We start from the raw sequence: 25,850 nt of genomic DNA, 5'->3' as shown, positions 1-25,850 counted from the left end.
AGAAGGCGCTATGACATCACCACTGCCCAACGGGCAAACGTCATTAACTATGCAGTTCCCTCAGCGCCTTGCGCTGTCCGACGCGCATTTTCGTCGGATATGTCAATTGATTTACCAGCGTGCGGGGATCGTGCTGGCTGACCATAAGCGAGACATGGTCTACAACCGGCTGGTACGCCGCCTGCGCACGCTGGGGCTGGATGATTTTGGCCGCTACCTGAGCATGCTGGAGGCGAACCAGAGCAGCGCCGAGTGGCAGGCATTTATCAACTCGCTGACCACTAACCTGACCGCCTTCTTCCGTGAAGCTCATCACTTCCCGGTGCTGGCCGACCACGCCCGCAAGCACAGCGGTGAGTACCGCGTCTGGAGCGCCGCCGCGTCGACCGGCGAAGAGCCTTACTCGCTCGCCATTACCCTGGCAGATGCGCTGGGCATGGTGCAGGGACGCTGGAAAGTGATCGCCAGCGATATCGACACCGAGGTGCTGGAGAAAGCCCGCAGCGGCATCTACCGCCTGGACGAGCTGAAAACGCTCTCTCCCCAGCAGCTGCAGCGCTACTTTATGCGCGGCACCGGGCCCCATGCCGGGCTGGTGCGGGTGCGTCAGGAGCTGGCGAACTTCGTCGACTTCCAGCCGATCAACCTGCTGGCTAAGCAGTACAACGTGCCGGGCCCGTTCGACGCTATTTTTTGTCGTAACGTGATGATCTATTTTGATAAAACGACGCAGCAGGACATTTTGCGCCGCTTTGCCCCAATGCTTAAGCCTGACGGACTGATGTTCGCTGGGCATTCGGAGAATTTCAGCAACCTTGTGCGCGAGTTTACCCTGCGTGGGCAGACGGTTTATGCGCTGAGTAAGGATAAAGCATGAGTAAAATCAGGGTTCTGTCTGTTGATGACTCCGCGCTGATGCGCCAGATCATGACGGAGATTATCAACAGCCACAGTGATATGGAGATGGTGGCTACCGCGCCGGATCCGCTGGTCGCGCGGGATTTAATCAAGAAATACAATCCGGATGTTCTGACCCTGGACGTCGAAATGCCGCGCATGGATGGCCTCGACTTTCTTGAGAAGCTGATGCGCCTGCGGCCGATGCCGGTGGTGATGGTCTCCTCCCTGACCGGGAAGGGCTCTGAAGTAACCCTGCGCGCGCTAGAGCTGGGCGCAATTGACTTCGTCACCAAGCCACAGCTGGGGATCCGTGAGGGCATGCTCGCCTATAGCGAGATGATTGCCGAGAAGGTGCGTACCGCCTCGCGGGCCAAGCTGGCCGCGCACAATCCGGTCTCCGCCCCGGCCACCCTGAAAGCCGGACCGCTATTAAGCTCGGAAAAGCTGCTGGCGATCGGCGCATCAACCGGCGGAACAGAGGCAATTCGCCATGTACTCCAGCCATTGCCGCTCTCCAGTCCCGGTATTCTTATTACCCAGCACATGCCGCCGGGCTTTACCCGTTCGTTCGCTGAGCGTCTGAACAAGCTCTGCCAGATCAGCGTAAAAGAGGCGGAGGACGGCGAGCGCGTGCTGCCGGGTCATGCCTATATTGCCCCTGGCGATAAGCATATGGAGCTGGCGCGCAGCGGCGCAAACTATCAGATCAAGATTCACGACGGACCGCCGGTTAACCGGCATCGTCCGGCGGTAGACGTGCTGTTTCATTCGGTCGCGAAACACGCGGGGCGCAACGCCGTGGGGGTGATCCTCACCGGCATGGGTAACGACGGCGCGGCCGGTATGTTAGCAATGCACCAGGCGGGCGCCTGGACGATTGCGCAAAATGAAGCAAGTTGTGTGGTGTTCGGCATGCCGCGCGAAGCTATCAATATGGGTGGCGTAAGCGAAGTGGTCGATCTTAGCCAGGTAAGCCAGCAGATGCTGGCAAAAATCAGTGCCGGACAGGCAATACGTATTTAACGAGGAGTGTAGTTTTATGGCGGACAAAGAGCTCAAGTTTCTGGTTGTGGATGACTTTTCCACCATGCGTCGCATCGTGCGCAACCTGCTGAAAGAGCTGGGTTTCAATAACGTAGAAGAGGCAGAGGACGGCGTTGATGCGCTGAACAAGCTCCAGGCGGGCGGGTTTGGCTTCGTTATCTCCGACTGGAACATGCCCAACATGGATGGCCTGGAGCTGCTGAAAACCATTCGCGGCAACAGCGCCATGGCTTCCCTGCCGGTACTGATGGTGACCGCAGAGGCGAAGAAAGAGAACATCATTGCGGCCGCCCAGGCGGGTGCAAGTGGTTACGTGGTGAAGCCGTTCACGGCAGCAACCCTGGAAGAGAAACTCGGTAAGATCTTCGAGAAACTCGGCATGTGAGGACCGGATGATGATGATGCAACCGCAAATTAAACCTTCGGATGAGCACACGCCCGGAGACATTATCGCCCGTATCGGCAGCCTGACGCGCATGCTGCGCGACAGCCTGCGCGAGCTGGGCCTTGACCAGGCGATTGCCGAAGCGGCGGAAGCGATCCCCGATGCCCGCGATCGTCTGGACTATGTTGTGCAGATGACGGCCCAGGCCGCCGAGCGTGCGTTAAACAGCGTAGAAGCTTCGCAGCCGCATCAGGATGCGATGGAGAGCGGCGCGAAGTCGCTGACCAAACGTTGGGACGCGTGGTTTGAGAACCCGATTGAGCTGACCGACGCCAAAGAGCTGGTGAAAGACACTCGTCAGTATCTTGGCGACGTGCCGGGCCACACCAGCTTCACCAACGCCCAGCTGCTGGACATCATGATGGCGCAGGATTTCCAGGACCTGACCGGTCAGGTGATCAAACGCATGATGGATGTGATCCAGGAGATTGAGCGTCAGCTGCTGATGGTGCTGCTGGATAACATGCCAGAGCCGTCCTCGCGGCCAAAGCGCGAGAACGAAAGCCTGCTCAACGGGCCGCAGCTCGACACCACCAAAGCGGGCGTCGTGGCCAGCCAGGACCAGGTCGACGACCTGCTGGACAGCCTCGGCTTCTGATTAAAAACCCCGCCTCTGCTGGTAAAGAGAGGCGGGTTAATTGGTACGCAACTGCGTCACGTCGACGCTATGGCCTGACTCGGTTTCACATAACCGATTCAGAAGCAAATTGTACTCAACATCGTCAAAGCTGCTGGTGTCATAATGCGTAAGCTCATAATGCTGTAATGTCGAATAGCTGTAACGAAGTAGGGCATTATGTAAGAAATCACTCAAAAAAGGCCCCAACGTCTTCACCTGCTTGTTATAGATAGTACGTAAGATTTTTACGACCGAACCGGTTTCGTTCGGCGTAGCATCCAGCACCAGCTCAAGATAGCCCCGCTTCAGGTTTTGCAGATAATTTTCTGGTGTAAGGATTTCATCGCGATGGACATCGTACAGTACCGCATCCCATGACATTAGCGTGGTATGAAGCAGACTCCTTGCATCTTCTAAAGGGATAATGTTCTCTTTAAACGCCCAGGTGTCGTTGAGACACCAGATATCAAAATCCAACGAGCAGTAGCGAAAACGTATGCCGCCAAGTTTATTGGTGACGAAATGCTCCATATGAAAGTGGGATAGCAGGTATAGCAAATCCTCACGTTCGCCAGCGAACACGATATCGATATCAGATGTAAACCCTTCGCGCCCAAAGAGTCCAATGTCCCGAAGCATACCACCGAAAATCCAGGCTCGATGTTGGGCAGCAACTGCGTCAATCAACGCCCGGGCTGCCCGCTGTTCCTCTCCGGATGCAAAGAAATTATCAATGCGCTGCTTTAGGGCATGATGCGTTTTGGCTACGTTCATACTCATAAAGGGATTTTAGCTCATCGTGAAACCGTATCAAATAGTTATCGGTCATACCTGAGATAGCATCAGAAAGCAGCTGCGCTTCTTTGTAGAGCACCGGCAGCGTGTTATTTTCATCTTCAAAGATACGTCGATAGTTTTCTGAAATACGGCCGTAGGCGTAGCGGCCAAAAGGTGTATTAGAGAGGTAGACATCGCGGAATTTCTGGTCGCCTTTTTGCTCTTTTTCTTGCTCGCGCTTCGTTTTATGCCCATGAATGCCAACCCACAGCATGTCCATCAGGCTTTGAATGTAGTTTGAACCCTGTAGCTCCAGTTTGAGTACGGAAGGGTGACGATAGCCACGTGTTTTATCAAAATCTTTCAGTGCCTCGCACAAGGCTTTTGCCGAACTTACACCAATAAGATCCGTCATTGTACAGCTATGGCTCATGAGTTTGTCTATATGACGAATGAAAGCATCTACAACGCTGTTCACAAGCGCAATTGTTGATTTGACGCGGAACATTTGCATGTTCATATCGTTGATTTCAGCAGGGGTGAGATCGCGCTGCTGCTCTCTATATTCGCTGTTCTTTTTCTTTGTTTGCTCAACCACCTCATTGATAATGGCGTCTTTACCCTCGTTCCAGCATTCGAGATGATCGATAAGGTCGTGATAGGAGGCGAGACCTTTTTTGACCGTATCTTCGGCATCGAGAACGGAATAAGCAATGTCATCACAGGCCTCCATCAGCCAGGTAAAAGGATGACGCACGCCTTCAGCCAGCCCGGTCTCTTTCCAGACCTCTTCGACAACCTTCTCTTCAGAATAAAAGTATCCATGCTTACTCCAGACGCCGGGCGAAAGAGTGTAAGAGGAGCTGGGATATTTGATCAGGGCCGCAAGTGTGGCATAGGTCAAATTTAAACCATAGGTATCGTTAAGGATCTGTAGCTTGGTGACTAATCTGAACGTCTGAGAGTTGCCGTCGAATTTAAAAAAGTCATTAAAAATAGAGGGGTTGTCAATCTCCTCAGACTCTTCTACTGCCTTTTTTAAATGGCGTTTGTACCAGGCACGCATAGCCGCCTCACCCTGATGACCAAAGGGCGGATTGCCAAGATCGTGTGCTAGCCCAATGGCAGCCAGCAGAGCAGGGACGTCACGTTCAACGCAAAGGTCCATAGGTAAAGTACCAAAAACCTCCTCTTTCAGATCAAAGGCCAGCCGCATACCGATACCGCGAGCGAAGTTGGCAACTTCATGTGAATGCGTCAACCGCATACGCACGCTATCGTTACGATCGAGCGGATAAACCTGCGTTTTATCAGCCAGACGACGCGTTGGTGCAGCGAATAAGAGACGATCAAAATCACGTTCAATCTCCTGTCGCCACTCCTGAGACGGCGGAGCCTGCAAATGTGTTACTGCCTCGTTTTGCTTGCGTTTATTTTTCCTGCGTTCGCTGTTGAGTAACCGTGACCACTGCATAAAAAACCCTCTTATTAGTAAGGGGTTTAGGCTAGCAAATGCGTCTCAGCTCGGCTACCTTGCCGCTGCGCTTTTCTACAGATTTCGACCAGCCCCGCAAAGCGCGAGAGTACAGTTACATTCAAAATTGCACTTAACGCCGAAAAGCCCGCCTTTTAGCCTCGTTTATTCGCCCATTGTTCGGGATTGTCTCAGGCATCATGATACAAAATTGTATCAGCGGAATTTATCCCGTGGCTGAAGAAGATAACGAGGACAAAACAGAGGCCCCCACACCCCACCGACTAGAGAAGGCGCGTGAGGAGGGTCAGGTTCCCCGCTCCAAAGAGCTTACATCGCTGCTGATCCTGGTGGTCGGCATCTGTGTAATCTGGATTGGGGGGGAGTCGCTCGCCCGCAGGCTGGCGGGACTGCTCTCATCTGGCCTCCGCTTCGACCACGGTATCGTCAACGATCCCCATCTGATCCTCGGTCAAACCGTTTTGCTGATCAAAGAGGCCATGATTGCGCTGCTGCCGCTTATTACCGGCGTGGTGCTGGTGGCGCTGATCGCCCCGATTTTGCTGGGCGGGCTGGTGTTTAGCGGCAAGTCGCTGCAGTTCCAGTTCTCCAAGCTTAACCCGCTCAGCGGCCTGAAGCGCCTCTTCTCCGCCCAGGTTGGCGCAGAGCTGGTCAAAGCGGTACTGAAAGCCGTGCTGATGGGCGGCGTGGCAGGCCTCTACCTGACCCATAAGTGGCCAGAGATGATGCGTCTGATGAGCGAATCGCCGCTGACGGCCATGAGCAACGCCCTTAACCTGGTGGGCCTCTGCGTACTGCTGGTGGTGCTGGGCATCATTCCGATGGTGGGCTTTGACGTGATTTGGCAGATCTACAGCCACATCAAAAAGCTGCGCATGTCCCGCCAGGATATCCGCGATGAACACAAGCAGAGCGAAGGCGATCCGCACGTGAAAGGGCGTATCCGCCAGATGCAGCGCGCCGCTGCACGTCGCCGCATGATGGCGGACGTGCCCAAGGCTAACGTGGTGGTAACCAACCCGACGCACTACGCCGTGGCGCTGCTGTACGACGAGAACAAGATGAGTGCGCCGAAGGTGCTGGCCAAAGGGGCCGGGCTGGTGGCGTTGCGCATTCGAGAGATTGCCGCTGAAAACCGTATTCCACTGCTGGAAGCGCCGCCGCTGGCGCGTGCGCTCTACCGCCATGCCGATGTCGGCCAGCAGATCCCCGGCCAGCTCTACGCGGCGGTAGCCGAAGTTTTGGCCTGGGTATGGCAGCTCAAACGCTGGAAGCTCGCTGGTGGGCAAGCGCCGGTGAAACCCGCCAATCTTCCGGTGCCTGAAGCACTGGATTTTATGAACGACGAGAAGGACACTGATGAATAATCTGGTGACGATGTTGCGTCTGCCCAGCAACATGAAATCAGGTCAATGGCAGATTCTTGCTGGACCGATACTGATTCTGCTTATCCTGTCAATGATGGTGCTGCCGCTTCCGGCGTTCATCCTTGACCTGCTGTTTACCTTTAACATTGCGCTCTCCATTATGGTGCTGCTGGTGGCGATGTTTACCCAACGCACGCTGGAGTTCGCCGCGTTCCCGACCATTCTGCTGTTTACCACCCTGCTGCGGCTGGCGCTGAACGTCGCCTCCACGCGTATCATCCTGATGGAAGGGCACACCGGCGGCGCGGCGGCGGGGAAGGTGGTTGAAGCTTTCGGCCACTTCCTCGTGGGCGGTAACTTTGCCATCGGTATCGTGGTGTTCGTTATCCTCGTCATCATCAACTTTATGGTTATTACCAAGGGTGCGGGACGTATCGCAGAAGTAGGCGCGCGCTTTGTCCTCGACGGGATGCCGGGCAAGCAGATGGCAATCGATGCTGACCTCAACGCTGGAATTATCGGTGAAGAGGAGGCGAAAAAACGCCGCTCGGAAGTGACCCAGGAGGCCGACTTCTACGGCTCCATGGACGGTGCGAGTAAGTTTGTACGCGGCGATGCCATCGCGGGCATCCTGATCATGGTGATTAACGTTATCGGCGGCCTGCTGGTGGGCGTTCTGCAGCACGGCATGGACATGGGCCACGCGGCGGAGAGCTATACCCTGCTGACCATCGGTGACGGGCTGGTCGCCCAGATCCCGGCCCTGGTGATCTCCACCGCAGCGGGCGTGATCGTGACCCGCGTGGCAACCGATCAGGACGTGGGCCAGCAGATGGTGGGTCAGCTGTTTAGCAACCCGCGCGTGATGCTGCTGAGCGCCGCCGTACTGGGCCTGCTGGGCCTGGTGCCGGGCATGCCAAACTTTGTCTTTCTGCTCTTTACCGCCGGACTGCTGGGCCTTGCCTGGTGGCTGCGCGGACGTGAACAGAAAGCCCCGGTAGAGGCCGCACCGATCAAGATGCCGGAGAACAACCAGGCGGTTGAAGCGACCTGGAACGATGTGCAGCTGGAGGACTCCCTTGGCATGGAGGTGGGTTACCGCCTGATCCCAATGGTGGATTTCCAGCAGGACGGCGAGCTGCTCGGACGTATCCGCAGCATCCGTAAGAAATTTGCCCAGGATATGGGCTTCCTGCCGCCGGTGGTGCACATCCGTGACAATATGGATCTGCCTCCGGCGCGCTACCGTATTCTGATGAAGGGCGTGGAGATCGGCAGCGGTGAGGCCTATCCGGGTCGCTGGCTGGCGATCAACCCCGGCACGGCGGCGGGAACGCTGCCCGGCGAGCAGACGGTGGATCCGGCCTTTGGTCTGGCGGCGATCTGGATCGAGAGCGCCCTGAAAGAGCAGGCGCAAATTCAGGGCTATACCGTGGTAGAGGCCAGCACCGTGGTGGCGACCCATCTTAACCACCTGATCGGTCAGTTCTCTGCCGAGCTGTTTGGCCGCCAGGAGGCGCAGCAGCTGCTGGATCGCGTGAGCCAGGAGATGCCGAAGCTCACCGAAGATCTGGTTCCGGGCGTGGTCACGCTCACGACGCTGCATAAGGTGTTGCAGAACCTGCTGGATGAGAAAGTACCGATTCGCGATATGCGTACCATTCTGGAGACCCTGGCCGAACATGCGCCGATCCAGAGCGATCCGCACGAGCTGACCGCGGTAGTTCGCGTGGCGCTGGGCCGGGCAATCACCCAGCAGTGGTTCCCGGGCACCGGTGAAGTACAGGTAATCGGTCTGGATACGCCGCTTGAGCGTCTGCTGCTGCAGGCGTTGCAGGGTGGTGGTGGCCTGGAGCCGGGCCTGGCGGATCGCCTGCTGGCCCAGACTCAGGAGGCGCTGGCCCGTCAGGAGATGCTTGGTGCGCCGCCGGTGTTGCTGGTGAATCACGCCCTGCGTCCGCTGCTGTCGCGCTTCCTGCGTCGCAGCCTGACCCAGCTGGTAGTGCTCTCCAATATGGAGCTGTCGGATAACCGCAATATCCGCATGACCGCCACCATTGGAGGTAAATAGTGCGTAGAGTATTAGGTCTTCTGCTGGCGCTGCCGCTGCTGGCCCACGCGGCAGGTGAGGGGGCATGGCAGGCGAGCAGCATCGGCATCACCCTTAACCACCGGGGAGAGTCAATGTCGTCTCGACCGCTGGCCTCCTCTCAGCCCGTCTCCGGGCTGATGACGCTGGTGGCGTGGCGCTACGCGCTTAATGGCCCAACCCCGGCCGGGCTGCGGGTGCGTCTCTGCTCGCAGATCCGCTGCACAGAGCTGGACGGAGAGAGCGGCACGACCCACGCCTTCAACGGCATTCCGGCCGCTGAGCCGCTGCGCTTTATTTGGGAAGTGCCCGGCGGCGGACGTCTGCTGCCAGCCCTGAAGGTTAGCCGCAACGAGGTCATCGTAAACTACCGGTAAGCGCTTCATTCTTCGCCAGTCATCACCGTTTTCAACGGGATTATGATGGCTGGCTCTCAATTTTTGACCCCGCCTTTTGATGCAGAAGAAACACTGTTTTATAAATCAGTGACACACGTAGTGAGACTCTTTGTATTTTTGCCAACCGCGTCAGCGTTGTGGCAGAAACAGAAAGGTTTATCTGAACGCATCCTCTTACTTTAGCCGTGTAAGTACTCCCAAAACAAAAAGGGTTGGCGGCAATGAAAACACGTAAAATTGGACTGGCGAACTATCTCGCCTACGGATCCGGTGACTTTTTGGGGGCCGGGACGACAGCGTTGACCGCTGCGTGGCTCCTCTATTTCTACACAACGTTTTGTGGTTTAACGCCTATCGAGGCCACCTTCATCTTTGCCACCGCAAGGGTGCTGGATGCGGTCGTCAGCCCGCTGATGGGCTTTTTAACCGATAACTTCGGTTCGACCTGGCTGGGCAAACGCTTTGGCCGACGTAAATTCTTTATCATGCTCGGTATCCCGTGTGTCTTTAGCTACTCCATCATGTGGGTTGGCGACATGGGCTTCTGGTACTACCTGCTCACCTATCTGCTGTTCGACATCGTCTACACCATGATCCTCGTCCCGTATGAGACCCTGGTACCGGAGATGACCGACGACTTCAAACAGAAGACCAAGTTCTCTGGGGCACGTATCGGCATGGCGCAGATGTCGGCGATCCTCGCCTCGTTCCTGCCGGGGATCCTGCTGACCCACTTTGGTAAAGACAACCCGGTCTCCTTCTTCTATGCCAGCCTGGTCTTCTCGGTGCTCTGTGCCCTGATGCTGACCTTTGTCTGGTTCTTCACCTGGGAGCGTCCGCGTGAAGAGTGGACCGAAGCCGCCCTGCGTGCCGAAGAGGAGAAGAAACACCTGACGTTCCGTCAGAGCATGACCCGCCTGTTTACCGAGCTTAGCTCAACCCTGCGCATCAAGATTTTCCGTCAGCATCTGGGCATGTACCTCGGAGGCTATATTGCCCAGGATGTCTTCAACGCCGTCTTTACCTACTACGTTGTATTCGTCCTGATGCAGGAGGCGTCGCTGGCCTCTAATCTGCTCGGCACCATGGCTATCTTCCAGTTCATTGCGGTCATCGCCATGATCCCGCTCTGCATCCGCTTTGGACCCGCGCCGTCCTATCGGATGGTGGTGACGCTATTCGGACTCAGCTCCATCTCCTACGCCGTGCTCTACTACGCGGGGCTGAGCGATATCTACTCCCTGCTGCTGCTGGTTTCTGCCGTCGCCGGTCTCGGACGCGGGGGCATCAACTACGTGCCGTGGAATACCTACACCTACATCTCCGACGTGGATGAGGTGATCACCGGCCAGCGCCGGGAAGGGATCTTCGCTGGCATCATGACCCTGACCCGTAAAGCCTCCCAGGCCGGGGCGGTGATGCTGGTGGGGATCGTCATGCAGGCCTCTGGCTTCGTCTCCGGTCAGAAAACGCAGCCGGAGTCGGTCAGCCACACCATTCTGATGATCCTCTGCTTCGGTACCGTAGCGGTGCTGATCTGCGGCTTCCTGGTGTCGCTGCGCTTTAAGCTGAACCTGAAAACCCACAGCGTGCTGCGGGAAGAGACGGCCAAAATGCGCCAGTCTGGTCGCGCTATGCCGGAGACCGTGACGCCGCAAGCGCGGGCCACCGTTGAGATGCTGGCGGGTATGCCTTACGAGTCGCTGTGGGGCAATAACAATATTGGCTATCTGAATCGTAACAAGCCTGCCGCGCCGTCGCTGAAAGATCGCCCCGGCCATGAATTCAATACGCAAGAGGTTAAGTAAATGATTGTTTACCCTGTCAAACATAGCCCTTTACTCTGTCAGCCGACGCGCTTTATTGCCCGGGACGAGCTGAAGGCACTGATCCAGAAGGTGACCCATAATCTGGTCAATATTCAGGATGCATCCGGTGAGTTTTTACTGCGACTAGACGACGGGCGTGTCATTGATACCAAAGGCTGGGCGGGCTGGGAGTGGACGCACGGCGTGGGACTGTACGGCATGTATCAATACTATCGCCAGACCGGCGATGAGACGATGCGGGAGATCATTGATAGCTGGTTCGCAGATCGCTTTGCTGAAGGGGCTACCACTAAAAACGTCAACACTATGGCACCGTTTTTGACCCTGGCCTATCGCTATGAGGAGACCCGCAATCCGTCTTACCTGCCGTGGCTTGAGAGCTGGGCCGAGTGGGCGATGAACGAGATGCCACGCACCGAGCATGGCGGAATGCAGCACATCACGCTGGCGGAAGAGAACCACCAGCAGATGTGGGACGATACGCTGATGATGACCGTGCTGCCGCTGGCGAAGATCGGCAAGCTGCTTAACCGCCTGGAGTATGTTGAAGAGGCGGTGTATCAGTTCCTGCTGCACGTGCAGAACCTGATGGATCGCCAGACCGGTCTCTGGTTCCACGGCTGGAGCTACGAGGGTAACCACAACTTCGCTCAGGCGCGCTGGGCACGGGGCAACAGCTGGCTGACTATTGTGATCCCGGACTTTCTCGAGCTGGTGCATCTGCCGGAAAACAACGCCGTACGCCGCTACCTGGTGCAGGTGCTGAATGCGCAGATCGCCGCCCTGGCGACGTGCCAGGACGACAGTGGCCTGTGGCATACCCTGCTGGACGACCCGCACTCCTACCTTGAGGCGTCGGCCACCGCCGGGTTCGCCTACGGTATTTTGAAAGCGGTGCGCAAGCGCTACGTCGGGCCAGAGTATGCTGAGGTCGCGGATAAAGCGATTAAGGGAATTGTGAATAACATCTCGCCGGAAGGGGAGCTGCTGCAAACCTCCTTCGGCACCGGAATGGGATCGAACCTGGATTTCTACCGCAATATTCCGCTCACCTCCATGCCCTATGGCCAGGCGATGGCGATACTCTGCCTGACCGAGTATCTGCGGAAATACTTCTGATAATAAAAAACCCGGCGTTGGCCGGGTTTTTTTACATCATTTGTTACATCCGTTCGACGGTCTGGATCCCAAGGGTATCCAGACCCGTCTTCAGCGTTTTCGCGGTAAGCTGCGCGAGCTTCAGGCGGCTCAGGCGCGTCTCGTCGCTTTTGGCGGTCAGGATCGGGCAGTGCTCGTAGAAACCAGAGAACAGTCCAGCCAGATCGTAGAGGTAGCTGCACATCACGTGCGGCGTGCCTTCACGAGCGACTACGTTCAGCGTCTCTTCAAACTGCAGCAGGCGCGCCGCCAGCTGGGCTTCGCGATCTTCAGTAATCACCACGTTAGCACTTGCCAGCACGCTCTCGTCGATCTCTGCTTTACGAAATACAGAGAGCACGCGGGTGTAAGCATACTGCATGTACGGCGCAGTGTTGCCCTCAAAGGCCAGCATGTTATCCCAGTCGAAGATGTAGTCGGTGGTGCGGTTTTTAGAGAGATCCGCATACTTCACCGCACCGATGCCCACCGCGTTAGCCAGCTTTTCCAGCTCGTCGGCAGGCATATCCGGGTTCTTCTCCGCCACCAGACGGCGGGCGCGCTCCAGCGCCTCGTCCAGCAGATCGGCGAGCTTCACGGTACCGCCGGCGCGGGTTTTGAACGGCTTGCCGTCTTTGCCCAGCATCATGCCGAACATGTGGTGCTCCAGCGGCACGCTCTCTGGCACGTAGCCCGCTTTACGCACGATGGTCCACGCCTGCATCAGGTGCTGGTGCTGACGGGAGTCGATATAGTAGAGCACGCGATCGGCGTGCAGGGTCTCAAAGCGGTACTTGGCGCAGGCGATATCCGTCGTGGTGTAGAGGTAGCCGCCATCCTTTTTCTGGATGATGACGCCCATCGGCTCACCCTCTTTGTTTTTGTACTCGTCGAGGAAGACCACGGTCGCGCCTTCGCTCTCTACCGCCAGCCCTTTGGCTTTCAGGTCGGCCACGATGCCCGGCAGCATCGGGTTGTAGAGGCTTTCGCCCATCACATCCTTGCTGGTGAGGGTCACGTTCAGACGATCGTAGTTGGTCTGGTTCTGCGCCATGGTGATATCCACCAGCTTGCGCCACATCTGACGGCAGTACTCGTCCCCGCCCTGTAATTTCACCACGTAGCCACGGGCGCGCTCGGCAAAGGCGGCATCTTCGTCGTAGTGTTTTTTTGCTTCACGATAGAACGCTTCGAGGTCTGCCAGCGCCATCTCGCCTGCGTTCTCCTGCTGCTTAAGCTCCAGGAACGCAATCAGCATACCAAACTGGGTGCCCCAGTCGCCAACGTGGTTGGCGCGGATTACCTTGTGACCCAGCAGCTCCAGGGTACGCACGGAGGCGTCACCGATGATGGTCGAGCGCAGATGGCCGACGTGCATCTCTTTGGCTACGTTCGGGGCAGAGTAGTCAACCACAATGGTCTGCGGCTCCGGGCGGGAGAGACCCAGACGATCGGAGGCCAGCGCCTGGTTGACGTGCTCGGCCAGAAACGCCGGATCGAGGAAGATATTGATAAAGCCTGGCCCGGCGATCTCGACCTTGCTGGCAATGCCGTTGAGGTCAAGGTGAGTCAGGACCTGCTCAGCAACCTGTCGCGGGGGCATGCCCAGTTTTTTCGCAACCGCCATGACGCCATTGGCCTGGTAGTCACCAAACTGTACTTTTGCTGACTGACGAACCTGCGGCTCGCAATCCGCAGGTGCGCCTGCGGCAATCAGTGCCTGACTGACTTTTTCTGAGAGAAGTGCCTGAATATTCACCGGGATACCTTACGTTAACGACGCAGCGCGCAAAAAGCCGCCTGCGTCCGGGTGTTGATAAGTAAAGCCGGGAGTATACTGCAATTGCCTGCTGCCGTCAGCCCTGTCGGGACGCGGGTTTTGCGCAAATAAACGGCAAGCTAATTGTGAATAATCATTCATTTGCCAACGGGGGCAATCGCCGTTTGGTGCGCGTCCGACAACAGGGTAAATTAGCGGCTTTGCGATAAACGAGGGCGTTGACCATGGCTGACTGGCAGACCATTGACGAATTGCATGATATTTCTGCGGATCTCCCGCGCTTTACAAAAGCGTTAACCGAACTTGCCACCCGGCTGGGGCTGGATATTGCACCTCTGGAGGCCGATCACATTTCGCTGCGCTGCCATCAGAATACCACCGCCGAGCGCTGGCGGCGGGGCTTTGAGCAGTGCGGTACGCTGCTGTCAGAGAACATCATTAACGGTCGGCCGATCTGCCTGTTTAAGCTGCACCAGCCTGTGACGGTGGCGCACTGGTCCTTTACGGTGGTTGAGCTGCCGTGGCCGGGCGAAAAGCGTTACCCCCACGAAGGCTGGGAGCATATCGAGATCGTACTGCCCGGCGAGCCGGAAACCCTGAATGCCCGAGCGCTGGCGCTGCTGGCCGATGAGGGGCTAAGCCAGCCGGGTATTGCCGTTAAAACCAGCTCGCCAAAAGGGGAGCACGAGCGCCTGCCCAACCCTACGCTTGCGGTGACCGATGGCACGGTAACGGTGAAGTTTCACCCCTGGTCCATCGAAGCGATCGTGGCGAGCGAAAACGGCGCGTAGAACAGAGGAGAGAGAACATGGCTCTGCTGGAGATCTGCTGTTACAGCCAGGCGAGCGCCGAGACCGCACAGCTCAACGGAGCGGATCGTATTGAGCTTTGTGCGGCGCCGAAAGAGGGTGGGCTTACGCCCTCCTATGGCGTCCTGCGGCTGGTGCGCGAGACGGTAACCATTCCCGTGCATCCCATCGTCCGCCCGCGGGGCGGCGACTTTTGCTACACCGACGATGAGTTCAGCGCCATGCTGGATGACGTCAGGCTGATCAAGACGCTGGGCTTTGCAGGAGTGGTTATTGGCGTGCTGGATGAAGAGGGCAATGTCGATATGCCCCGCATGGGGCAAATAATGCATGCCGCACAGGGGATGGCCGTCACTTTTCATCGCGCTTTTGATATGTGCAGAAACCCGCATGAAGCCGTTGATAGATTAGGGGATTTAGGCGTTTCACGCGTCCTTACCTCGGGGCAAAAAGCGTCGGCAGAAAAAGGACTTTCATTAATTACGGAACTAAAACACCGATCCGGTGTTCCAATCATTATGGCTGGTGCTGGCGTTCGAGCCAGCAACCTGCACATGTTTCTCGACGCAGGGGTGGAGGAGGTACACAGCTCCGCAGGAATGTGGATCCCGTCGCCCATGCGTTACCGTCAACAGGGATTGTCGATGTCATCTGATGCGCAGTCGGATGAGTATCTGCGCTATTGCGTGGACGGTGAAATTGTAGCGGAAATGAAAGCGATGATTACCCGTCATCGTGCGTTCTGACCAGTTTTTACCGCACATCATGTCGCCCAATATGATGCTTGCTTTGTACCAGGCCCCTGCCATTTCAACAGGGGCCATTTTTTTTCCTTCATATTTCAAACTGCAACTGTGTTGGCTGCCGCGTTAAGGCTTTTTCGCGACTAACACCGCACGCAGCGGGGCCGGGTAGCCCTCAACGGTCTTGCTGGGATCGTTTGGATCGAGGAACTCCGCCAGCGACTCGGTGATCATCCACTCGGTGCGGCGCTGCTCCTCGGTAGTGGTCTGGCAGACGTCAACGATACGCACATCTACAAAGCCACACTTCTCCAGCCAGTTTTTCAGCGCCAGCGCGGAGGGGATAAAGTAGACGTTGCGCATCTGCGCATAGCGATCGCCGGGGAGCAGCACCGTGCGCTCATCGCCCTCGACCACCAGCGTCTCCAGCACCAGCTCGCCCTCGCTCACCAGCTGATCTTTAAGCTGCCACAGGTGCTCCAGCGGGGAGCGACGATGATAGAGCACCCCCATCGAGAAGACCGTGTCAAACGCGTTCAGCGCTGGAAGCTGCTCAATGCCCAGCGGCAGCAGGTGCGCCCGCTGGTCGCCGCCCAGCAGCTTGCGCACCGCCTCGAACTGGCAGAGGAACAGCTGAGTCGGATCGATACCTACCGCCAGGTGTGCGCCTGCGCCCACCATTCGCCACAGGTGATAGCCGCTGCCGCAGCCAACGTCGAGAATGGTACGTCCGGCTAAATCAGAGAGGTGCGGAAGAACGCGCTCCCATTTCCAGTCGGAGCGCCACTCGGTATCAATGTTCACGCCATAGAGCGAGAACGGCCCCTTGCGCCACGGCATCAGGTTACGCAGCAGCGTATCGATGCGTTTGATCTGGCCTGGGCTGAGCGGGGTTTCGCTCTCCGCCGTCACGCTGTGCAGCAGATCAAGCCGATACGGCTGCATCTCTGGCAGAAACTCTACCGCATTGGTCCACTGCTTAAACTGACCATGCAGAGCACCGCGCTGCCAGGTTGCAATTTGCGCGGGCAGCGTCTCCAGCCAGTGGGCGAGGGGGCTTTTGGCAATCTGCTGATAGAAGTCACCGAACTCGATCATGCTGACGCTCCTGCTTTCAACGCCACCAGCGAACCAAAATTAAAGCACTGGAACCAGAGCTCGCTGTGCTCGAACCCGGCCTGGCGCAGGCGAGCTTTGTGCGTCTCCACGGAGTCGGTAAGCATTACGTTCTCCAGCATGCTGCGCTTCTGGCTGATCTCCAGCTCGCTGTAGCCGTTGGCACGCTTAAAATCGTGGTGCATGTTAAACAGCAGCTCGCCGGTGGTAGCATCTTCAAAGCTGAATTTTTCCGACAGCACCAGCGCGCCGCCAGGATTCAAGCCCTGATAGATGTTGTCCAGCAGCGCCTGCCGTTCAGCAGGTTCAAGGAATTGCAGGGTAAAGTTCAGTACCACCAGCGACGCGTTTTCAATGCGGATATGGCGAATATCGCCCTCAATCACCTCAACCGGCGTCGGCGCTTTATAGGCGTCAATATGGCGGCGGCAGCGTTCAACCATGGCCGGAGAGTTATCCACGGCAATAATTTTACAGCCCGGATGGGCGATATTACGGCGCACGGAGAGCGTAGCCGCGCCCAGCGAGCAGCCCAGATCGTAGACCTGGGTAGCGGGCTGTACGAAACGCTCCGCCAGCATGCCGATCATCGAGATAATATTTGAGTAGCCGGGAACGGAGCGCTGGATCATGTCCGGGAAGACTTCGGCTACCCGTTCATCGAATGTCCAGTCACCCAGGCTGGCGATTGGCGCAGAAAAAAGCGTGTCGCGGTGAGACATAACGTAAAAATCCGAGAAAACAAAAGTGGCGTATTGTGCGCTAATGCACAGAGAAAACCAACTCCCAGGGCATGAACCAGAGGTTTGCCAGCACCATCAGCACCAGCGAACACCAGGTGGCGCTCATGCCAGAACGCCGCCAGCGCATCAGCTGGTGATGCAAACCGTAGTAGTGCATCAGGCGACCAGCAATCAGCAGCAGCCCGCAGACGTGTATCATCCACGTTTCTGCGCCGTTCATTTCCATAAACAGCAGCAGGATCAGGCCGCCGGGAAGATACTCTACCGCATTGCCGTGAATGCGGATCGCGGTCTGTAGCTCGCTAAACCCGCCATCACCATATGACACCCGGTACTGCATACGCAGGCGCACAACGTCAAAAGAGAACTTAATCAGCAGCAGAACACCCAGCACGGCATACAGCGCGCTTACCATAGAAACTCCATTTAAGCCCGGAAAGGGTACGTCTCTATGATAGCGCGACTGATTCAGAAAAGAGAGGATTGTTGCGGAATTGACGGTGCGGAACCCACGGAGGGGACGGCGCGCCGTAGCGCGGCCCACAGGGTATCGACCAGGACCGGGGCTTCGGCAATATCGGGCGTATGCAGAAAGAGATAGGGCGTGGTGCTTTTCTCCCAGAGGGCCAGTTTCTCCAGCCAGACGGCAAACAGGGCGCTGTTCTGCGCCATGTCATCGCTGCCGATAAAGCGCACCATCGGATGCTGAGCCGTGACCACCGCATGCACCGGCACCACGGGCTTCTTGCGCTGGGCTTCAATGACCGCTTCGCTGCGGGGAAGGGCGCTGTGCACCGGACGACTGTCGAGGATCACCCGGTTGACGCCCCGCGCATGCAGGCCGCGGTTAAGCTCTGTTTCCGCATCGCCCTTGGCGAAAAATTCCTGATGGCGCACCTCTACCCCATAGTGAAAATCCTCAGGCAGGCCGTCGAGGAAAGCCCATAGAGCGGGCAGATCCTGCGGCGCAAACGAGGCGGGCAGCTGGAGCCAGTACTGGCCTATCCGCTCCGCCAGCGGGGCCATGCGACTAAAAAACTCCTCGGTGAGATCGCCGCACTGGCGCAGCCGCGCCTGGTGCGAGATGGTGGCCGGGAACTTAAAGCAGAAGCGAAAGGCGTCGGTGGTCTGGGCGTGCCAGCGCGCCACGATATCGGCCTTTGGCAGGGCATAGAGCGTGGTGTTACCCTCCACACAGTTAAAGTGGCGGGCGTACGCTTCGAGGTCGGTGATGCCAAGGCGCACCCACTTCGGGTGCGACCACTGCGGCAGGCCAATGTAGATCATAGCGCGGTAAGGATCTCCTCGGTGCTACGCACCCGGCCAATGCGCGGGAAGATATGCGTAAAGCTGCCCTGGTGCTGTTCGCTGCTGGCGGCGCTGCAGGCGTCTTCTACTACGATCAGGTTAAAGCCCAGCTCCCACGCGTTGCGGGCGGTGGATTCAACGCCGATGTTGGTGGAGATACCGCACAGCACGATGGTGTCGATACCCCGGCGGCGCAGCTGTAGCTCCAGATCGGTGCCGTAGAAGGCGCCCCACTGGCGTTTAGTCACCTCGATATCGCTGTCGCGCTTGCCGAGCGCCACCGGATAGTGCCACCACTCCGGCGGCAGGGCGTGGCCACCGATGGGGGCGTCGACGGGCTGCTTGAGCGCCTCGGCGAAATCAGCTGACCAGCCCACGCGTACCATCACCACCGGCGCACCGTTGGCGCGAAACTTCTCCGCCAGCCGCGCGGCGCGAGCAACAACCTCATCCGCCGTATGCGGGCCACCGGCAAACGGCAGAATACCCTCCTGAAGATCGATAACCACAAGGGCAGTTGTTTTCGCGTTAAGTTCTGGCATGTTAGCTCCTGTTATCTACGTCGTTTTGCCCATACAGTAAGCGTAAATGACGTTAATCCGGGGCACAAATTTTGTTAATTTTTGTGAGCGTAGATGAAAAAGTATGCAGTCAGGCTGCAGGTGAAGACTATCACTTAGCTATTTTTAGAAAAGTTATTAATGAGAGTATATATTAAAAGCAATAAACATTCAGTAACTAAATAATTTCTTTGTGGAACTAAAGTGTTATCATAAGCTTTTCTTTATGGAGAGTGAATAATGAAAAATAGCATAAGGGAAGGGGGGGTGAGGCTATTAACTCCAGGCGAAATAAAATTAGCTTTGTCTCTCTATGGATATAGTGTTCGTTACAACAAAGTATGGGTTCATTTTGCAAGTTATCTTCCCTTCAACTTACAAAACCCAGCTCAAGCTATGAGTCCGAATGGAGAAATGTGGTTCAGAAAGCCACGATATGAAAATGATTTCTCTAACCCAAGAAATAATTCATTTATAGATGTTCAACATCTATTTCTTCACGAGATGATGCATGTCTGGCAGCATCAAAAAGGAATGTGGGTAAGAATAAGAGGTGCGTTTTCCTGGGCTGCAGATTATACTTATGATTTAGATAAAAGCAGTTTGCTTGAATATGGGTTGGAACAACAGGCTAGTATAGTTAGTGATTATTGGTTATTAAAAAATTATGGTTTTCAGGGACACAGTAACCTTTACACGCTGAGAAATTATAATCCAGATGAGCCAGTGATAAATTTATTAGCAAAATATAAAAATGTGCTTAAGAGGTTCCCTTTATGAAAAGAATAATAGCTTTGGTTCCGTTGTGTTTGCTGTTAGCAGGTTGTCCTGGGGGAAGCAGAGAAGGAAAAGAGTTAGGTGAATGGAGACCAATCAGCATAGGTACGAACAGCATATGCTTTAGCGTTAATTCTAAAGATGTTTTAAGTCGCTATGTGCTCACCTCTCATGAAAATGGATATCAACAGTTACTTATTGGCGATTTTGCTCACCTCTCTTACCCTGACACCTGCTTTAATCCGAAGTTAAAATCAGGTGCCGATTATGCGGCAAGTTATACTCTAAATAATAAAGTTTATTACTATACGTTTACTATAGACAATAACGGCGGCGTTGTTCCTGTAAAAAATTAATAAGTGCATATTCAGTTCCATGCATTGTGCAAGCAGACGCAGGAGAAAGAAACCTCAATTGGGGGATTGCACGTAAAACGAGCAGGAGAACTGGGCAGAGGCTGTCTAAAAACGTATCTTTGTGCCGACGTAGCGGCTCATCTTGGCTTTGAGTGTCCTGCTGATATCCAGTATAATAGCCCCCTTTTTTCATCCAGTTGTGACATTCAGCTCGCGCTGGGTCGTCGTGGCTGCAAGGCAGGCGACAAACGGCCTGCGGCTAAGTTAAGGGATATCTCATGCGTACAGAATATTGCGGACAGCTTCGACTGTCCCACGAGGGGCAGCAGGTGACTCTGTGTGGTTGGGTCAACCGCCGCCGCGATCTCGGCAGCCTGATCTTTATCGATATGCGCGACCGTGAAGGTATCGTGCAGGTGTTCTTCGATCCGGATCGCGCAGATGCGTTAAAGCTGGCCTCTGAACTGCGTAATGAGTTCTGCATCCAGGTCACCGGCACCGTGCGCCGCCGTGACGATAAAAACATCAACAGCGATATGGCCACCGGCGAAATTGAAGTGCTGGCCTCCGATCTGACCATCATCAACCGTTCAGAATCGCTGCCGCTCGACTCCAACCACGTCAACACCGAAGAGGCGCGTCTCAAGTACCGCTATCTGGATCTGCGTCGCCCGGAGATGGCCAACCGCCTGAAGACCCGCGCGAAGATCACCAGCTTCGTGCGCCGTTTCATGGACGATCACGGTTTCCTCGATATCGAAACCCCGATGCTGACCAAGGCCACCCCGGAAGGGGCGCGTGACTACCTGGTTCCGAGCCGCGTGCACAAAGGCAAATTCTACGCGCTGCCGCAGTCTCCGCAGCTGTTCAAACAGCTGCTGATGATGTCCGGCTTTGACCGCTACTACCAGATCGTCAAATGCTTCCGTGATGAAGACCTGCGTGCGGATCGCCAGCCTGAATTTACCCAGATCGACGTTGAAACCTCCTTCATGACCGCGCCGCAGGTGCGTGAGGTAATGGAGGCGCTGGTGCGTCAGCTGTGGCAGGCCACCATTAACATGGACCTGGGCGACTTCCCGGTGATGACCTTTGCCGAGGCCGAGCGCCGCTACGGCTCTGACAAGCCAGACCTGCGTAACCCGATGGAGCTGGTGGACGTTGCTGACCTGCTGAAAAACGTTGAATTCGCCGTGTTTGCTGGCCCGGCCAACGATGCCAAAGGCCGCGTGGCTGCCCTGCGCGTGCCGGGCGGCGCTGCCCTGAGCCGTAAGCAGATTGACGACTACGGCAACTTCATTAAGATTTACGGCGCGAAAGGGCTGGCCTACATCAAGGTCACCGAGCGTGCGAAAGGTCTCGAAGGCATCACCAGCCCGGTGGCGAAGTTCCTGAACGCTGAGATCATCGAAGCGATTCTGGAGCGTACCGGTGCGCAAGATGGCGATATGATCTTCTTCGGCGCAGACAACCGTAAAGTAGTTGCCGACGCGATGGGCGCGCTGCGCCTCAAGCTGGGTAAAGACCTGAGCATCACCGACGAAAGCAAGTGGGCACCGCTGTGGGTCATCGATTTCCCGATGTTTGAAGAGGACGGCGAAGGCGGTCTGACCGCGATGCACCACCCGTTCACCGCGCCAAGCAACATGACCCCGGAAGAGCTGAAGGCCGCGCCGGAAACGGCTATCGCTAACGCCTACGATATGGTCATCAACGGCTATGAAGTGGGTGGGGGTTCAGTGCGTATTCACCGCGGCGAAATGCAGCAGACGGTGTTTGGCATCCTCGGTATTACCGAACAGGAGCAGCGCGAGAAGTTCGGCTTCCTACTCGACGCCCTGAAGTACGGTACGCCGCCGCACGCGGGCCTGGCCTTCGGCCTCGATCGCCTGACCATGCTGCTGACCGGCACCGATAACATCCGTGACGTGATCGCCTTCCCGAAAACTACCGCCGCTGCCTGCCTGATGACCGAAGCACCAAGCTTCGCCAACCAGACCGCGCTGACCGAGTTAGGTATTGAAGTGATCAAAAAGGCTGAGAATAGCTGATGGCATTTAAGTGTCCTGTCTCTGTTCTTGTCGTGATCTACGCCCAGGACACGAAACGGGTGCTGATGCTACAACGACGCGACGATCCCAATTTCTGGCAGTCGGTTACCGGCAGCCTGGAAGAGGGTGAAACCGCGCTGCAGGCCGCCGTGCGTGAAGTAAAGGAAGAGGTCGCCATCGACGTTGCGGCAGAGCAGCTGACCTTGATCGACTGTCAGCGCACGGTGGAATTTGAAATTTTTATGCATTTACGTCATCGCTATGCGCCGGGTGTTAAGCGCAACACGGAATCGTGGTTCTGTCTTGCGCTGCCTCACGAGCGGGAGATTGTGTTCACTGAGCACCTGACCTACCGCTGGGTCGACGCGGTGGATGCCGCCGCCCTGACTAAGTCGTGGAGCAACCGGCAGGCGATTGAAGAGTTTGTAATTAACGCCGCCTGAGAAGGCGCTTTTGGAGAATTTTTTATGGCAGGTCACAGTAAATGGGCCAACACCAAACACCGCAAAGCGGCACAGGATGCCAAACGCGGTAAGATCTTTACCAAAATAATTCGTGAGCTGGTAACGGCGGCGCGTCTGGGCGGCGGCGATGCCGGCTCCAACCCGCGTCTGCGTGCGGCAATCGATAAAGCGCTCTCCAACAACATGACTCGCGATACCCTGAACCGCGCCATCGCGCGTGGCGTAGGCGGTGATGAAGACGCGAACATGGAGACCATCATTTATGAAGGTTATGGTCCTGGCGGCACGGCGGTAATGGTAGAGTGTCTCTCTGACAACCGTAACCGTACCGTTGCCGAAGTTCGCCATGCGTTCACTAAAACCGGCGGTAACCTCGGCACCGACGGCTCCGTTGCCTATCTGTTCAGCAAGAAAGGGGTGATCTCCTTCGAGCAGGGCGACGAAGATGCGATCATGGAAGCTGCGCTGGAAGCCGGTGCGGAAGACGTGGTGACCTATGATGACGGCGCGATTGACGTCTACACCGCATGGGAAGAGATGGGCGCCGTGCGCGATGCGCTGGAAGCCGCTGGCCTGAAAGCTGACAGCGCTGAAGTGTCGATGATCCCGTCCACCAAGGCGGACATGGATGCCGAGACCGCGCCGAAGCTGCTGCGCCTGATCGACATGCTGGAAGATTGCGATGACGTGCAGGAGGTTTACCACAACGGTGAGATCTCTGATGAGGTCGCAGCGACCCTCGAATGAGGCCGTCTGGATCCGTAAAACAGGAGGTGCGTGGTGTCAATCATTCTCGGTATTGATCCCGGCTCACGCATCACCGGCTACGGCGTGATCCGCCAGGTCGGCAGACAGCTTACCTACCTTGGCAGCGGCTGTATCCGCACCAAGGTTGACGATCTCCCTTCACGCCTGAAGCTGATTTATGCGGGCGTGTCGGAGATCATCACCCAGTTCCAGCCCGATTTTTTCGCCATTGAGCAGGTGTTTATGGCGAAAAACGCCGACTCGGCGCTAAAGCTCGGGCAGGCGCGCGGGGTGGCGATTGTTGCGGCGGTAAACCAGGACCTGCCGGTTTTTGAGTATGCCGCTCGCCAGGTCAAGCAGACGGTGGTCGGCATCGGTAGCGCGGAGAAGAGCCAGGTGCAGCATATGGTGCGCACCCTGCTCAAGCTGCCCGCTAACCCCCAGGCGGATGCCGCCGATGCGCTGGCGATTGCCATAACCCACTGTCATGTCAGCCAAAACGCCATGCAAATGAGTGAAAAACGGCTCAATCTTGCGCGAGGGCGGTTACGTTAATCGAAAAAGAGGCTGGATATGTATCCAGCCTTTTTTATATCATAGAGAAAAATTTAGCCGATAGCGCAGGAGCGAAACGTGATAGGCAGACTCAGAGGCATTATTGTCGAGAAACAACCCCCGCTGGTGCTGCTGGAGACCAGCGGCGTAGGCTATGAAGTGCATATGCCGATGACCTGCTTCTATGAGCTACCGGATGCTGGGCAGGAAGCGATTATCTTCACCCACTTTGTGGTGCGTGAAGATGCCCAGCTGCTGTACGGCTTTAACAACAAACAGGAACGTACCCTGTTTAAAGAGCTGATCAAAACTAACGGCGTCGGGCCAAAGCTGGCGCTGGCGATCCTCTCCGGCATGTCGGCGCAGCAGTTTGTCAACGCCGTCGAACGCGAAGATCCCAATGCGCTGGTGAAGCTGCCCGGCATCGGTAAAAAGACCGCCGAGCGCCTGATTGTAGAGATGAAGGACCGCTTCAAAGGCCTGCATGGCGATCTCTTTACGCCAGCGGCGGATCTGGTGCTGACCTCGCCCGCGGGCCCGTCGGCGGACGATGCCGAGCAGGAAGCGGTTGCCGCGCTGGTGGCGCTGGGCTACAAGCCTCAGGAAGCCAGCCGCATGGTCAGTAAACTGGCACGCCCGGATGCCAGCAGTGAAACACTTATTCGTGAAGCGCTTCGCGCCGCGATGTGAGGTAAAGGATGATAGAAGCAGACCGCCTGGTATCAGCAGGCAGCGTTACCCAGGAAGAGATCGTCGATCGCGCGATCCGTCCTAAGCTGCTCGACGAATACATTGGCCAGCCGCAGGTGCGCTCGCAGATGGAGATTTTTATCCAGGCGGCAAAGCTGCGTGGTGATGCGCTCGATCATCTGCTGATCTTCGGCCCGCCGGGCCTGGGTAAAACGACGCTGGCCAACATTGTCGCCAACGAGATGGGCGTTAATCTGCGCACCACCTCTGGCCCGGTGCTGGAGAAGGCCGGGGATCTCGCCGCGATGCTGACCAACCTTGAGCCGCACGACGTGCTGTTTATCGATGAGATCCATCGTCTGTCGCCGGTCGTGGAAGAGGTGCTCTATCCGGCTATGGAAGATTACCAGCTGGATATCATGATTGGCGAAGGCCCGGCGGCGCGCTCGATTAAAATCGACCTGCCGCCCTTTACGCTGATCGGTGCTACCACCCGTGCGGGCTCTCTGACCTCGCCGCTGCGCGATCGCTTTGGCATCGTGCAGCGTCTGGAGTTCTACCAGGTCGCCGATCTGCAGCATATCGTCGGGCGCAGCGCACGCTTTATGGGGCTGGAGATGAGCGAAGAGGGTGCGCTGGAGGTGGCTCGCCGCTCCCGGGGTACGCCACGTATCGCCAACCGCCTGCTGCGTCGCGTGCGTGACTTCTCTGAAGTGAAGCATGACGGAACGATCTCCGCAGACGTGGCCGCCCAGGCGCTGGATATGCTCAACGTTGACGCTGAGGGCTTTGACTACATGGACCGCAAGCTGCTGCTGGCTGTGATCGATAAGTTCTTTGGCGGCCCGGTGGGGTTAGATAACCTTGCGGCGGCCATCGGTGAAGAGCGGGAAACGATTGAGGATGTGCTGGAGCCGTACCTGATCCAGCAAGGCTTTTTACAGCGCACCCCGCGCGGGCGGATGGCGACGGTAAGAGCCTGGAACCACTTCGGTATTACGCCGCCGGCAATGCCATAAGGCATGCCGCAGGTTTTGTAGGCCCGGTAAGC

27 protein-coding genes are annotated in these 25,850 nt (G+C 56.7%); 19 read left to right on the top strand and 8 right to left on the bottom strand.

Translation table 11 applies throughout. The features are described 5' to 3' along the window. Positions 1–10: 10 nt before the first annotated feature. The 4 genes from cheR to cheZ are packed head-to-tail and all read left to right on the top strand — an operon-like array spanning position 11 to position 2,987. Positions 11–877 (top strand): protein-glutamate O-methyltransferase CheR, encoded by an 867-nt coding sequence (gene cheR / locus NR795_RS08770; RefSeq protein ID WP_257757953.1) that lies wholly within the window; start codon positions 11–13, stop codon positions 875–877. Beyond that, a complete protein-coding gene (locus tag NR795_RS08765) occupies positions 874–1,923 on the top strand; it encodes a chemotaxis response regulator protein-glutamate methylesterase (protein ID WP_144818575.1) in 1,050 nt (349 codons plus the stop codon). The genes cheR and NR795_RS08765 overlap by 4 nt, the downstream gene beginning before the upstream one ends. Before the next feature lie 16 nt (positions 1,924–1,939). After that, entirely contained in the window at positions 1,940–2,329 is a 390-nt protein-coding gene (gene cheY, locus NR795_RS08760; RefSeq protein ID WP_042391378.1) for a chemotaxis response regulator CheY, read from the top strand. Positions 2,330–2,342: 13 nt separating this feature from the next. After that, complete coding sequence (cheZ, locus tag NR795_RS08755) at positions 2,343–2,987, top strand: protein phosphatase CheZ (protein WP_144818755.1); 645 nt, start codon at positions 2,343–2,345, stop codon at positions 2,985–2,987. 36 nt (positions 2,988–3,023) lie between these two features. On the opposite strand, the gene NR795_RS08750 is transcribed toward cheZ, so the two are convergent. Both NR795_RS08750 and dgt read right to left on the bottom strand, forming a co-directional pair. Further along, a complete protein-coding gene (locus NR795_RS08750) occupies positions 3,024–3,788 on the bottom strand; it encodes a hypothetical protein (RefSeq protein WP_257757952.1) in 765 nt (254 codons plus the stop codon). Next, positions 3,739–5,259: a dGTP triphosphohydrolase gene (gene dgt / locus NR795_RS08745; protein WP_257757951.1), complete on the bottom strand. Its 1,521-nt coding sequence runs from the start codon at positions 5,257–5,259 to the stop codon at positions 3,739–3,741. Before dgt ends, NR795_RS08750 begins: the two co-directional genes overlap by 50 nt. A 233-nt stretch (positions 5,260–5,492) precedes the next feature. Here dgt and flhB point away from each other — a divergent pair, with 233 nt between their 5' ends. The 5 genes from flhB to NR795_RS08720 all read left to right on the top strand — a co-directional run bounded on the left by flhB (position 5,493) and on the right by NR795_RS08720 (position 12,082). Then, positions 5,493–6,647: a flagellar biosynthesis protein FlhB gene (flhB, locus tag NR795_RS08740; RefSeq protein ID WP_144818579.1), complete on the top strand. Its 1,155-nt coding sequence runs from the start codon at positions 5,493–5,495 to the stop codon at positions 6,645–6,647. Continuing rightward, on the top strand, positions 6,640–8,718 hold the full coding sequence (gene flhA / locus NR795_RS08735; RefSeq protein ID WP_042391375.1) for a flagellar biosynthesis protein FlhA: 2,079 nt from the start codon (positions 6,640–6,642) through the stop codon (positions 8,716–8,718). The genes flhB and flhA overlap by 8 nt, the downstream gene beginning before the upstream one ends. Further along, positions 8,718–9,113, top strand: coding sequence for a flagellar protein FlhE (locus NR795_RS08730; RefSeq protein WP_186370584.1), 396 nt, complete (start codon positions 8,718–8,720; stop codon positions 9,111–9,113). The genes flhA and NR795_RS08730 overlap by 1 nt, the downstream gene beginning before the upstream one ends. Positions 9,114–9,355: 242 nt before the next feature. After that, positions 9,356–10,942, top strand: a complete 1,587-nt coding sequence (locus tag NR795_RS08725; protein ID WP_144818583.1) for an MFS transporter — start codon at positions 9,356–9,358, stop codon at positions 10,940–10,942. Then, on the top strand, positions 10,943–12,082 hold the full coding sequence (locus NR795_RS08720) for a glycoside hydrolase family 105 protein (RefSeq protein ID WP_257757949.1): 1,140 nt from the start codon (positions 10,943–10,945) through the stop codon (positions 12,080–12,082). Between the two features lie 43 nt (positions 12,083–12,125). Here the strand turns inward: NR795_RS08720 and argS are convergent, their stop codons facing one another. Next, a complete protein-coding gene (argS, locus tag NR795_RS08715) occupies positions 12,126–13,859 on the bottom strand; it encodes an arginine--tRNA ligase (RefSeq protein WP_257757948.1) in 1,734 nt (577 codons plus the stop codon). Positions 13,860–14,104: 245 nt separating this feature from the next. Here argS and NR795_RS08710 point away from each other — a divergent pair, with 245 nt between their 5' ends. Next, complete coding sequence (locus tag NR795_RS08710) at positions 14,105–14,671, top strand: VOC family protein (RefSeq protein WP_257757946.1); 567 nt, start codon at positions 14,105–14,107, stop codon at positions 14,669–14,671. 17 nt (positions 14,672–14,688) lie between these two features. After that, positions 14,689–15,435: a copper homeostasis protein CutC gene (cutC, locus tag NR795_RS08705; protein ID WP_257757945.1), complete on the top strand. Its 747-nt coding sequence runs from the start codon at positions 14,689–14,691 to the stop codon at positions 15,433–15,435. 123 nt (positions 15,436–15,558) lie between these two features. Here the strand turns inward: cutC and cmoB are convergent, their stop codons facing one another. Genes cmoB through NR795_RS08680 form a run of 5 tightly spaced genes read right to left on the bottom strand, consistent with a single transcriptional unit; the run spans position 15,559 to position 19,141 of the window. Then, positions 15,559–16,530, bottom strand: coding sequence for a tRNA 5-methoxyuridine(34)/uridine 5-oxyacetic acid(34) synthase CmoB (cmoB, locus tag NR795_RS08700; protein WP_257757944.1), 972 nt, complete (start codon positions 16,528–16,530; stop codon positions 15,559–15,561). Then, a complete protein-coding gene (cmoA, locus tag NR795_RS08695; RefSeq protein ID WP_144818593.1) occupies positions 16,527–17,270 on the bottom strand; it encodes a carboxy-S-adenosyl-L-methionine synthase CmoA in 744 nt (247 codons plus the stop codon). The genes cmoB and cmoA overlap by 4 nt, the downstream gene beginning before the upstream one ends. Before the next feature lie 40 nt (positions 17,271–17,310). Beyond that, entirely contained in the window at positions 17,311–17,706 is a 396-nt protein-coding gene (locus NR795_RS08690) for an MAPEG family protein (protein WP_257757942.1), read from the bottom strand. A 53-nt stretch (positions 17,707–17,759) separates the two neighbouring features. Then, positions 17,760–18,578, bottom strand: coding sequence for a DUF72 domain-containing protein (locus tag NR795_RS08685; RefSeq protein WP_257757941.1), 819 nt, complete (start codon positions 18,576–18,578; stop codon positions 17,760–17,762). Then, positions 18,575–19,141 carry a hydrolase gene (locus tag NR795_RS08680; protein ID WP_257757940.1) on the bottom strand — a complete coding sequence of 189 codons (567 nt, stop codon included), beginning with the start codon at positions 19,139–19,141 and terminating at the stop codon, positions 18,575–18,577. Before NR795_RS08680 ends, NR795_RS08685 begins: the two co-directional genes overlap by 4 nt. Before the next feature lie 258 nt (positions 19,142–19,399). On the opposite strand from NR795_RS08680, the gene NR795_RS08675 reads away from it, so the two are divergent. The 8 genes from NR795_RS08675 (at position 19,400) to ruvB (ending at position 25,818) form a co-directional block, all read left to right on the top strand. Beyond that, positions 19,400–19,939, top strand: coding sequence for a type IV secretion protein Rhs (locus NR795_RS08675; RefSeq protein ID WP_238085035.1), 540 nt, complete (start codon positions 19,400–19,402; stop codon positions 19,937–19,939). Further along, positions 19,936–20,292 (top strand): putative T6SS immunity periplasmic lipoprotein, encoded by a 357-nt coding sequence (locus NR795_RS08670; protein WP_257757939.1) that lies wholly within the window; start codon positions 19,936–19,938, stop codon positions 20,290–20,292. The genes NR795_RS08675 and NR795_RS08670 overlap by 4 nt, the downstream gene beginning before the upstream one ends. A 278-nt stretch (positions 20,293–20,570) precedes the next feature. Beyond that, positions 20,571–22,343, top strand: a complete 1,773-nt coding sequence (gene aspS, locus NR795_RS08665; RefSeq protein WP_257757937.1) for an aspartate--tRNA ligase — start codon at positions 20,571–20,573, stop codon at positions 22,341–22,343. After that, positions 22,343–22,786, top strand: a complete 444-nt coding sequence (gene nudB, locus NR795_RS08660) for a dihydroneopterin triphosphate diphosphatase (protein WP_144818601.1) — start codon at positions 22,343–22,345, stop codon at positions 22,784–22,786. Before aspS ends, nudB begins: the two co-directional genes overlap by 1 nt. A gap of 24 nt (positions 22,787–22,810) precedes the next feature. Continuing rightward, the gene (locus NR795_RS08655; protein ID WP_042391358.1) at positions 22,811–23,554 is read left to right on the top strand and encodes a YebC/PmpR family DNA-binding transcriptional regulator; all 744 of its coding nucleotides are present in this window, start codon (positions 22,811–22,813) and stop codon (positions 23,552–23,554) included. Between the two features lie 33 nt (positions 23,555–23,587). Further along, on the top strand, positions 23,588–24,109 hold the full coding sequence (gene ruvC, locus NR795_RS08650; protein WP_042391357.1) for a crossover junction endodeoxyribonuclease RuvC: 522 nt from the start codon (positions 23,588–23,590) through the stop codon (positions 24,107–24,109). A gap of 78 nt (positions 24,110–24,187) precedes the next feature. Then, entirely contained in the window at positions 24,188–24,799 is a 612-nt protein-coding gene (gene ruvA / locus NR795_RS08645) for a Holliday junction branch migration protein RuvA (protein ID WP_144818603.1), read from the top strand. Between the two features lie 8 nt (positions 24,800–24,807). Continuing rightward, positions 24,808–25,818, top strand: a complete 1,011-nt coding sequence (gene ruvB, locus NR795_RS08640; protein ID WP_144818605.1) for a Holliday junction branch migration DNA helicase RuvB — start codon at positions 24,808–24,810, stop codon at positions 25,816–25,818. The last annotated feature ends 32 nt before the right edge of the window (positions 25,819–25,850 follow it).

Source organism: Pseudescherichia sp. L3 (assembly GCF_024656065.1).
GTDB lineage: Bacteria > Pseudomonadota > Gammaproteobacteria > Enterobacterales > Enterobacteriaceae > Pseudescherichia.
The sequence above is the reverse complement of the archived record's forward strand: the minus strand, read 5'-3'. Positions and strand labels throughout refer to the sequence as shown.